At 59.5% G+C, this 11323-nt stretch carries 7 protein-coding genes; 3 read left to right on the top strand and 4 right to left on the bottom strand.

Features of this window, described 5'->3' with window-relative positions; genetic code table 11:
• The 3 genes from EN742_RS10700 to EN742_RS10690 all read right to left on the bottom strand — a co-directional run.
• Nucleotides 1-566, bottom strand: a 566-nt coding sequence (locus EN742_RS10700; protein ID WP_128332787.1) for an LLM class flavin-dependent oxidoreductase, incomplete at its 3' end; no start/stop codon positions are given.
• A gap of 25 nt (nt 567-591) precedes the next feature.
• Nucleotides 592-1161 carry an FMN reductase gene (msuE, locus tag EN742_RS10695; RefSeq protein ID WP_245455121.1) on the bottom strand — a complete coding sequence of 190 codons (570 nt, stop codon included), beginning with the start codon at nt 1159-1161 and terminating at the stop codon, nt 592-594.
• A 525-nt stretch (nt 1162-1686) separates the two neighbouring features.
• Nucleotides 1687-2157 (bottom strand): amidohydrolase family protein, encoded by a 471-nt coding sequence (locus EN742_RS10690; RefSeq protein WP_245455196.1) that lies wholly within the window; start codon nt 2155-2157, stop codon nt 1687-1689.
• A gap of 647 nt (nt 2158-2804) precedes the next feature.
• On the opposite strand from EN742_RS10690, the gene EN742_RS10685 reads away from it, so the two are divergent.
• From EN742_RS10685 to EN742_RS10675, 3 genes are all read left to right on the top strand, one after another.
• On the top strand, nt 2805-4952 hold the full coding sequence (locus EN742_RS10685; RefSeq protein WP_091600481.1) for a S46 family peptidase: 2148 nt from the start codon (nt 2805-2807) through the stop codon (nt 4950-4952).
• Nucleotides 4953-6007: 1055 nt separating this feature from the next.
• Nucleotides 6008-6550: a hypothetical protein gene (locus tag EN742_RS10680; protein WP_128332786.1), complete on the top strand. Its 543-nt coding sequence runs from the start codon at nt 6008-6010 to the stop codon at nt 6548-6550.
• Nucleotides 6547-7848 (top strand): hypothetical protein, encoded by a 1302-nt coding sequence (locus EN742_RS10675; RefSeq protein ID WP_128332785.1) that lies wholly within the window; start codon nt 6547-6549, stop codon nt 7846-7848. The genes EN742_RS10680 and EN742_RS10675 overlap by 4 nt, the downstream gene beginning before the upstream one ends.
• A 122-nt stretch (nt 7849-7970) precedes the next feature.
• Here the strand turns inward: EN742_RS10675 and EN742_RS10670 are convergent.
• Nucleotides 7971-11323: FtsK/SpoIIIE domain-containing protein (locus EN742_RS10670; RefSeq protein ID WP_128332784.1), on the bottom strand; the 3353-nt coding region annotated here is incomplete at its 5' end.

The raw sequence follows: 11323 nt of genomic DNA, 5'->3' as shown, positions 1-11323 counted from the left end.
CCCTGGAATATCTCGGGCAAGGGCTCGATCGGCTTCGGCTTCATGGAATAGTTGGTGAAGCGGTAGAAATCGCCCTTCAGCGTGAAGCTGTCTTCCGTCCAGATGCCGCGCAACGCTCGGATAAATTCCTCCGACCGGCGATAGCGCTCGTCATGATCGAGCCAGAGTTCGCCAATCGCGGCGAACTCGCCTCGGAACCAGCCGCTGACGACATTGACGGAGACGCGGCCATTGGTCAGGTGGTTGATGGTAGCGATCTGCTTGGCCGCCAGCGCAGGGTTCCACGGACCGGGCAGGATCGCTGCGATGACCTTCAGCGTTGTGGTCGCGGCAAGCAAGGCATGGCTGAACGAGACTGATTCGTGCTGGTTGTCGGCCCCATAGCCGGCTGTGAAACGGATCTGGCTCAGCGCATAGTCGAACCCGTTGGCCTCGGCAATCTGGGCGAGCTTGCGGTTGTAGTCGATATCCCAACCCGTCCGCTGCTCGATGTTGGAGATGACCAGGCCGCCGGAGACGTTCGGGACCCAGTAGGCGAATTTGATGGCGTCGGAATGCGAACTCATGTCGTCGTTTCCCCTGTTGATTGGCTCAGCCGACGCGGGTGGCGACGGCGGCATTTGCGTGACTTGAGTTGAGCAAGGAGACCGCGTCGGTAGCGGCCCTTGCAATACGCTCGATGATGGCTGCGCCGACGATTTCGCCATCGACGAAATCGTCGGGCGTGCCGTAGACACCCGTAGGGACGGTGACAGCGCCAAAAAAGCCGAACAATGGCCGGAGCTGATGTTCGAGCACCAGGCCATGGTATGGGCTCCCGCCGGTCGCCGCGAGAAGCACGGTCTTGCCCGTCAACGCGCGATAGTCGACCAGGTCGAACAGGTGCTTGAGAGCGCCAGTGTAGGAAGCCCTATAGACAGGCGTTCCGACCACGAGCAAATCGGCCTTCTCGACACGCTGGATAATCGCTTCTCCAGATGCGCCAAGTGCGCCGCGGGATAGTCCGGCGAAAAGCGACGGTGCTGCCTCCGTGATCTCAATCAGACCGGTGTCGGCAGGCAGGCGCAACGCGACCGCCTTGACCAGCGCATTGACGACCGCCGTGGTGCGGGACGGGTTGCTTACACCGCCGGATATTCCAAGAACCGATAATCGTGCCAAGTGATCTATCTCCCACACATGCGCCATAGGCCACCACCGAAACCAAACGATGTTCTATGAGTACTTTGTTCTGATGTTTTCACGTCAATGGGAAAAACGGCGCTGCTAGGAGCGGCACGCCCACCGCATTCGATCTCAAATGGGATTAACTTGGCAGGGGCCGTAGGCGTCACCCGCGAGTTCGACTTTGGCGAAAACAGGCTCCGCCGGCGCGATATGAGGAATGTCGTCCAGCCGTTTGTGACAGCGCTCTCCACCGATGCCACGCAATCAAATGAGCGCGTGTATCATGACGGCTAGGCGTGCGAGAAACGTCCTCAGGCATTGCCCTACGAAGGAGCCGACATTAGCGCCGAGATTTCAAGGCTGGTCAGGGACGATTGAGAGTTTTGAGCACCGGCAGCACGAAGGCGGCAATCGCAGCGTCATGCCTTCGCAACCATCGGTAGCTGCTCAATACGTTCTGTTGTGCTCCTGCCTGTGTTGCGTAATTCCCCTGAATGGCAACGGATTACCTGCGTCTGGTTATTCATTCTTCACCACTCGCCCGCCCTTGATGATCTTTCGAAGCCGGGCGGGATCGGACAAAATCGCGAGGTCCTTCAACGGATTGCCGTAGACGGCGATGAGATCTGCGTGAGCGCCAGGCGCGATGGTGCCAATGAGGCCTTCCATGTTGAGCACGCGGGCAGCATCCACCGTCGCGGATCGGATCACGTCCCGAGGCTTGAGAACGCGGCCGCGCAGAAGAAATTCCTCTGATTGGTGCCTATGCATCTGGCCAAGCAGATCGGAGCCGTAGCCCATGGTCACGCCAGCGCTTTGAAGCGTTTCGAGCGCCGACAAGCCGGCATCGAGAACGAAGCTCACCTTTTCAAGGGATTCGGCGGACATGCCGTATCTGGCTCCGTCCCGAGCGACGACAGCAAAGGTGATGTTCGTCGGGACGACGAACGCGCCTGCCTCGCGAACCCGGTTGGCGGTTGTCGCTTTGATGAGGTTTCCATGCTCGATTCGGATGGTCGACGTTTCATCCCAGATTTACTTTCGCGCCTCACGCCGGCACTCGCGCACATAGTCCGCCGGGTTATGTCGCCAAGCGCCGAGCGGATTTGCGGCAAGGGGAAGTCCGGGCACTCCTCGCACCCTCGTCCTCGCGCAACACCGCACGTAACAGAAACGATAGCACGCATTCTCACAATTAACGACGGCTGTTCGGCAGTGGGCTTCGTCGCGAGCGAGGACGAGAGTGTCGGGTCTACAACCAAATGTCGGAGGTCGGACCCAAATGTCGGAGGTCGGACACGCAAGGCCCTTACCACGTAGGTGATTGAAAGCTTTATTGACGAGGCGCTCCAATGGCCGGCCCGCAATGCGGGAGATATTGTTAGAGGCGTCTCGAATGACTTCTCCGCGGGACCCGAAGGGCGTCTCAGGCATCCTTTGGCACGATTAGTGCAACGGATGATCCGCAAACGTTGCCGATACAATGTGAGGGGAGCGTCACCCAGATTTTTGTGTTGACCGTCCACTCACTCTTCACCCAGTGGCTGCCGCGCAGGCGCTTGCGGACGCCGGTCAGCCCGATAGCTCATCGATCCAGATCAGCGGAGAACAATACACAGAATGGGAACGAGATCAGCATGAACTCGAATTTTAGTCGTTTGGCCCAAGCCACCGCTATGAACTTGCTCTGGACGTCGGCGAACGAAGGCATGTGGATGCCGGCCCAGATTACGGAACTTGGCGCGGCCATGCGCGCGAATGGACTCCAGCTTGATCCCGCGCAGCTCAGCCGTCTAGACACTGCCCCGCTCAACGCGATCGTATCACTGGGCGGATGTTCAGCTTCCTTCGTCAGTCCGCAAGGACTGGTTGCGACCAACCGTCACTGCGTGCTGGAATCGATCCAGTACAACAGCAAGGAGAGTCAAGACTATCTCACCAAGGGATTTCTAGCGAAAAGCCTTGGTGAAGAATTACCCGCGGTGCCCGGCAGCCGCATCTATGTGATCGAGGATATCCGTGATGTGACCGCCGACATGCTCAAGGGCGTATCGGACAAGCTGAACGGCTTTGCCCGCTATGAGCGGCTCGACAGGAACCGGAAGGCGCTGATCGCCGCATGTGAAGAACAGCCCAATCGCCGCTGCGACGTGGAGTCCTATTATGGCGGCGCCTCCTACTATCTCCAGCAGAAGCTCGAAATTCAGGACGTGCGCCTAGTCTATGCGCCCGCGCTCGGCATCGGTAACTTCGGCGGCGAAACGGACAATTGGACGTGGCCGCGCCACACAGGCGACTTCGGTTTTTACCGCGCTTATGTCGCTCCTGATGGTTCCTCCCGGCCTTATGCGCGCGACAACGTGCCCTACCGGCCGAAGAGCTGGCTGCGCATTGCCTCTAAAGGCGTGCAAGACGGCGATTTCGTCATGGTCGTCGGCTTTCCCGGAGAAACCAATCGGTTCCGCACGGCGGATGAAGTACGGTTCAATTTCGCGCGGTACGAACCGCTGTTGCAGCATTTGCTGTCGGATTATGCGGCCCAGATAAACCAAACCACGGCAGGCAATCGAGAAGCGCAGATCCGCTACGCCTCCATCCTGCAAGGCGTGGAAAACTACAAGAAGAAGTTGGCGGGCGATCTCGCCGGGGCCAATGCGATCGGGCTCGACGTGCGCAAGGCGATCGAGGAGAAAGCTTATCTCGACTGGGTCGCCGACGATCCCGCGCGGCAGGCGCGCTATGGCGCAGCGATCGGCGAACTGGGCGCCATGGTGGACGAGAATAGCCAGGCCTCGCTCGAGGGGCTGCGCCAGGCGCTGCTGAACCGCGCGCAAATGCTCTCATCCGCGCGCACTCTGTATCGCTGGGCCAAGGAGCACGAGAAGCTCGATGAAGACCGCGAACGCGGCTTTCAGGATCGTGACCGTAACCAGACCGTGGATCAACTGACGCAGATCGAACGCGGTTACCTGCCCGACATCGATCGCAAGCTATTTGAGGCCGCGCTCGATGAATATCGCCGGCTAGACGCAAAGGACCGCGATACTGCGTTCGAAACGGCTCTGGACCAAATCGGCCTTGACCGACTTTATGCAGAAACCAAACTCGCCGACACGGCCACGCGGCTCGGCTGGCTCGACAAGCGGGCTGCTGCCTTCGAGGCGTCGGACGATCCTTTCATCAAGCTGGCGGTCGCGCTCTATCCCGGCGACATAGCTGCGGAGCGCGCGGCGAAGGACCGCGCTGGCCGAGCGCAGGCGGCGCGCGCGACTTATATGCAGGGCCTGCGCGCCTACTGGCAGGCGATTGGCCGGCCGGTGTATCCCGACGCGAATGGATCGCTGCGCATCACCTGGGGCAAGGTGTCGGGGCGAACACGCGACGGGCAGATCTGGACGCCATTCACCACGGCTGAGGGACTTCTGGCCAAGCACACTGGCAAGGGCGAGTTTGATGCGCCCGCCGCCGCCGTCGCTGCGATCCGGGCCAAGAATTATGGCCCCTATGTCGCGCCGGAGCTGGGCACTTTGCCGGTCGACTTCATGTCCACGGTCGACATTACCAATGGCAATAGCGGCTCGGCCACGCTGAATGGGCGCGGCGAGTTCGTCGGTCTCGCCTTTGATGGCACGCTCGATGGAGTGATCTCCGATTGGGCATATGCCGCAGACCGCAGTCGAAGCATCCATGTCGACAGTCGCTTCATGCTTTGGACCATGGACAAGATTGACGGCGCTGCCTGGTTGCTCAAGGAGATGGGAGTGCTGCCGGCGTCGCGTTCATGAGCGGGGTAGTCTGGCGGTAGGCGGCCTGTCGGCGTCATACCTCCACAAATCCCCCTTGGAATTTTAGACAAATCCCGTGTGGAAGCGCCGCCTCAGCCGGTCTTGCAGCGCCTGCCGGTCGGCGACGAGGTCGTCGCAGCGACCCGGCGCCGCTGCCCGGCCATCAATTGTCCAATCGGCGCCCACGTGCCAACACAAACACGCCGCAGTCATAAGCATTCGGCTGTCGGGTCATGGGGGCTGCCTCGAAGGTGCCGTTCAGCACCCTTGCGAGCTGGTTTGCAGGCTCGTCGTTGTGGCCCTGTCCGGGAGGAGTCGTGGTGATAGGCGACCCGCTCCGGGTTGCGGCCATCAACGAGCAGCAGCGAGCAATGGGTGCTGTCGCTGGTACGATTGCCATTGCTCACTGGCACGAATAGGAAGTCGGCTGGGCCGACAGCTCGATTATAGATGACCTGCAATGTCTCTTGCGCGTTCTGCGACCCTGCGTAACGCATTTGATCCACCTCGCGACCCAAGTTCCATGTTCCAGTCTGCCCTTTATGCGACTTTCGAGGCACAAACCATGAACAATGCGGGCGCTATGGTATTGATTTCCAATCGCCACTTAGGCGGTTTCGCATGTCTCGAAATGACCGAATTGGGGCCGATGAACGTCTGGTTTCGGGTTGACTTACAGGTGCGCGACCGATCAACTCCCCTTCTTCAAGGATGTAGAAAGGGTGTATAGATAACGTCCGACTGAGGACGACCCCTTGAAGTCGTGGCCAGTCCGGTTTGACGACGCTCGTGAATGGGAACGTTGAGACAGGGTCGAGCAGCGCAGCTGTGTCTATTCGACGTCGCCACGATGCGCGTCCCGAACGTCCTCGAGATTCCGGAGCCGGTGGCGGACCCCAACCCGTTCTTTAATCAGCCCGGAGCCAAGCCGAAGTTGAGTTCGAAATTGCTAGCTGGAGAGGCGCGGCTTCTTAGCCAGACTGTTCGGTCCGCGAAAATGAGGGTAATGCCCGTGATGCACACGTGATTGGCGCCAAAAGCATGAAGAGATTTGAATGCCCAGAAAGAAGCCGGCACCCCGCATCGTGACACAACGCTCGCGAAACAACGCGAACCGACGCCTGAGCGCCACCCTGCCCACCGCAGAGTCCAGGGCGGGGTTGTCAGCGCGCGTGACCTACGGCGCTTACTCAAAACACAAATTCAATCCAACGGCCTACAAGCTCACGCCTTATGCCGGCCCGGATGTCGAACGGACGTACTGCGACGCACATGCAGATTTTGGCAAGGACAACTTCACCCGGATTCCCGATCTCCTTAAACGGGGAGTGATGCTCGGACTCTGGTCGGATCAGACCGATGGTGATGTCCCGAGTTTGCTCTGGACGATCGACGAGAGCGGCTGGATCTTTGAGCTCCGAATTACTAATTCTGGCTTAGCCCAGTATCACGGCTACCCCATTCTTCCTGGAGACGCCTACGCGAGACACGTCCTGGTGAGAGCTAGGGAGGTCGCTTTCGTGGACGGCGGATTTCCGGTAGATCAAGATCCGAACGCACAGGCAGCTATCGCGGCGGCGGAGGTCTTCTACAGATGACTTCTTCGAGCTACTTCAAATTCTCTGCCGCCTGGCCGAAGGGCAGCGACGACGTGGCTGCGATTTCTCTCCGCGTGGGAGACCGAGTCATCTCAAGAATTGCGGATACCGAAAAGCAGACGGTAAGGGACTATTTCCGAGCCTCTTCCACGGGCCTCGCACTGTGGTTGGCAGACAATTGGTGGCGTCTGCGCTGGGAGACGATCAGGGATTTCAGGTTCCCTTCGGTGGACTGGCGCCTGCGCCATGAGTTGAACTCGGCGAGCGGCGGTGCACTCTGGCCTCCTGTGATGATCTTCAGTGTCGGAGACCGCATCGCCTTCGCCCCAAGCGTCGGCAAAAATGTTGTCAATGGTCCCCAGTCCTATTTTGAGTTCAAGGTAGGCATGGTCGCCGCTGACGAATACGAGGCGGAATTGGATCGCCTTTTTGAAGCCGTTCTTGGACACTGCGCCAAGACGGTGGACGGCAAAGCACTGGAAACGTCACTCGGCCAAATCGCTAACGAGCGCCGGGATCCAGAGTTGGCCGCCTGGCGACGATTGGAAGCTTGTCTAGGGTTCGATCCAGATGCCGCACCAGACGAAGTCATCGACGCATTGATCAATATGGAGGACGTTGCTGGCGAGGACGGCGTCGAGGAAGCGGCACATGCACAGCCCGGAGCAAGTTCGGCTCAATCCTTGAGCCTAGCGCTCGAGGCCACACACGATTCGGAAGTGGAAGTCGATCTGAGTTTGGCAGATAGCCTCGAGCGTGAATGGAATCTGCCGGGCTATGCAAGTCCATGGCAAATGGCCGAAGCTGCGGCCACAGAACTCAGGGCCATCATTGGTGTCCCGAGGGGCCTACTGAGGCACGAAGTCTTTGAAGATGTTTTCAAGGCGCGGTGGGACGATTTGAAGTCGGCTACCGCGACTGCGCGAAAGCTGCCCTACGGCGCCCGCATTGGCGATAGGAAGAAGTCCCGCGTCGCCCTGCAGACTCAGAAGCCATACGATCGCCGCTTTGAACTCGCTCGACAGTTCGGGGATGCTGTATGGCAGACGGAAGCCGACTTCGGTATCATCAGTCGCTCGAAGACCGACCGCCAGAAGTTCCAGCGCGCGTTTGCGCACAGCCTACTGTGCCCCTTCGATGACCTACAACTAGTTCTCGACGTAAACGATGCTACGCCCGAAGCTATGCAGGCAGCTGCAAGGAGGTTCGGTGTGCACCAGTCCGTAATCCGCAATCAGTTGGTTTATAAAGGCTATCTTCCGTTCGAGAACACGAACGAGGAAACCGAGGCCGCTTAGTCTGCTCACGTCAGCGTCTAGTGAGCGCGACACGGACGGAGCCGGAGTCGGTATGGCGTGGGCTTCTCATTGCTTGGCGTCGTTCTGCGCCACGATAGACATGTTGCGTCAGAATCTGCCCGCTACACTCGATACGTCTCCGCGAGATGATCCACGATCGATTCAATGAAATCAGAGGAGGCGAACGGAACCTGCGAGTAAATAAGGTCTTGCTCGCCTTCCAGCCGGGCAAGCAGGTGTCCTCGACCGAGGAGCCTCTCGGCGCCCTTTTCGCCAAGTGCGATTTCGGACGTTCCTTCAGAATCCACTCTCAGAATAAGTCTGTTGCCGAGCTGCGATCGCAACTGCATCGGCATGACGTTCGCCTCCGGACGCTGAGCGGCGAAAATCAGATAGATGCCAGCAGCGCGGGCCATCACCCCGAGCCGGCCAACCGTTGCGGTTACCGAGATTCGATATTCCTCAGTGAGCATCCATTCCGCAAATTCGTCATGAACGACCCAATACGTTGGAAGGCGCTCGGTCTCACTGACTTTGGAATTATAAACTGTGATGTTAGCTGCTCGGACGCTCCGGAAAAGCTTGTAGCGGCGCTCCATCTCACCGACGAGCGCTTCGAGGCGGTCAATGGCACCGTCTTGTGTGTCAATCACGCCACCGTCCAGGTGCGGGAGCGTGTCGAAGGCGAAATAGTCCACGCCCTGCTTGGGATCGATCAGAACGATGCGCGCCTGTTGCGGCGTGTTGGTGACGGCGAGCCCAAGAAGGATCGTCTGCATGAGTACGGATTTTCCCGAGCCTGTGCTGCCCGCGATCAGCGTATGCGGGGCATGGAGCGCACCCGGCGAAAAGGTCAGGAGCGAATTGTCCTCCTCCTTCAGTCCGATGACGATGTCCTGATTGCCGTGGTCCCCCCGCTGTGGCTTCCAGCGATCCCACACCTGTTCGATCGTCACGATGCGCCTTTTTGGCCGCGCGACGGCAATCGCGACGGTGCCAGGTTCCGGCCGAACCGAAATGACATTCAACCCAAATGTCGTGAGGAGCTCCGAGCGTTTGCGCATCACTTGCTCAACGGTGAGGTTGGCGCTTCCGGCGAAACGAAGGATAGCGGAATTCGGCGTCAGCGTCTGGCCAACTGACTTGGCCTGCAGCGAGAGTTGCTGAAGAGCTGCCCGCGTGGATGCGGCCACGGTCGTAAGCCATGCGACGTCCTCTTCCTCCTCGCGCAGATTCGCCAGGACAATCGCACGAATGGCATCCGGTTCAGCCTGATCGCCGACCCCGGTAAGCATCTCCGATATAGCACCGACTGAGTTGTCTTCGATGGCGGCCGCAGTCGCAAAAGGCGGCTCTGGTGACTCTACTTCGGGGACAGTCTCCGCCGAGGACTCCGGCATCGTCCAGTAATTCGTTGTTGCGGGCTGCGCTCCAGCGGCGTGACGAATATCGGTCGGATCGCGGTCCGCCGCGAACGCCAAAAGTAAGGTCTTGAGCTCAGAACGGCCATAGATTTCCTGCTGGCAGTCTTCAACGCCGGGAATCGCTGAGATATAGGTGGGATTGGGACCGTCGCCAGGCGTCGGGACGAATATATGGCTATAGCCCTTGATCCGTACGTCGCATTGACCTTCGCGGATCGCGCGACGCCACTCGGACAGATTGACCGGGCTCGCCGCTGGGATCTGAATGCCGTCTAGCACGAGATCGCCCAAGCGTGACAGCCAAGAATCCCGATCAAGACGGTTGCCCTCTCCGAGCAGCGCCTCTCCGATCCGCTTGACGGTGTCCCGCAGCTGTTTTTCGGACTCCTTCCGCTTGGCCGGCAGGATCGTGGATCCGACATACTTCGCCTCAGTGACTACTATCGTCAGCTCCAAGCGTCCGTCGGATCGCTCTCGGGGTGACAGCGCAAGGATATCGGCCTGTGTTTCTTCGCGTGCGCCAAGCCATGCCGCGTAATCATCTAGAAAATACCATCCCACAAGGGCGGACGGCTCCATTTCATGTCGTGCCAGGTAGCGGCTCAGGACGACGCCTATGAGCTCGCTTGCCGCTTCGCCTCTCTTCGCGGCTCTGAGAACGATATCGCCCGACACGTCGTTCGCAGCTTCGATGAGCTTGTGCGCCAGCCGAGACATACCCGCCTCGTCAAGACCGAGGTTCATATCGTCCATTCGTGAGCGCACCATCGCGCGCAGCAGCCCGAGTGGCGCGAGCGAAGAGATCACGACGTTGCGGCCCTGGGTAGCGGACTGCTTGTACCGGATGACACGAACCTTCTGGTTCTGAAGCTGTCGACGATCCAGCAGCTCGTCGTAGTTCACCACCCATGCACCCAAATCGTGCGTTTCGGAGAAGATCCTAGCCGTTTGTGGATCATGGAAATCCAGTTGTCGCGTGGGGAGCAGACGTCGATCGCCATCCTCGCGGAAGTCGCCCTTCAGGAAGGTCGTTCCCGCCGACAGAAAAGCCCATCCTTCATGACATTGGACGGGGCAGCACAGATAGACAACGGACTTCAGATCGTCGGCGGAAGCGGGACGACGCCGGGACCAGCGGGCGGGCAACAAATCCTCCAGCTCCGCCGGCCGGGCCGATTCCGCATGCCACTCCAGGATCGCGTGCCGGGAAATTACGTCTTGGCTAAAGACGATGTCATAGGGCCGGCCGTCCCGCGGATCAGGTGGGGGAGCCTCGTCCGCGATCACGCTGATTCTCAGCCGTGCCATGAAGTCCTGGGTCGCTTCGGAAGCGGAATAGGTGTTTGCCCCGGCATCTTCCTCGGCTGTCAAGATCGACCGGTAGAGTTCTCGGAGGCGCGTTGAGTCAATATGCCGCAACAGCACCTGGCAGCGTACGTCCTCAGCATCATCGTGAATTCCGCCTAAGCCCTGCACCACGTGCTGGGGTAGCCGTGCGGAATCGCAATTGAACAGGACCACCGACATGTTCGCACGTTCGTGCGGGTGGAGTGCCAAATACCGACGGACGAGGTCCAGAACGCATTCTGAGCCTGCGGTCGGATCGTCATTGACATCAGCCGAAATAGCGCCCGACGCGACTGGAGCTTCATGAAGCGAATAGTCGCCCTTAGTATCAACCAGCGACAGTAGCTCGGCCTTCCGACCGTTCCACGAAACAATCACTTCAGGGTAGAGGGGATGCTCGAGGTCTGAGGCCAGATCGCGAAAATACAGTCTGGTGTCCCCAACCTGATCGTCGCCTCCGGTGAGCGCGATGCGGATAATTGACGATACACGATGGGCTTTGCGCCACATCGCCGCCAGCCTGAGCGGGTGCCAGGGCGCTACGATCGCAGCTGGATCCCCATCATCGACTGCTGTCGTGCCGAGTTCCAGCAGCGGGCGAAGGAGCGCTTCGCGGTTCCGGTCGCCGGGAGCAAGGCGCACGATAATGTTCAGCAGGTCACCATAGGTCTTCGCTTGGGTGCGATTTGCCTGGCTGCCAGGAC

This window comes from Mesorhizobium sp. M4A.F.Ca.ET.020.02.1.1, assembly GCF_004022645.1.
Classification (GTDB): Bacteria; Pseudomonadota; Alphaproteobacteria; order Rhizobiales; family Rhizobiaceae; genus Mesorhizobium.
The sequence above is the reverse complement of the archived record's forward strand: the minus strand, read 5'-3'. Positions and strand labels throughout refer to the sequence as shown.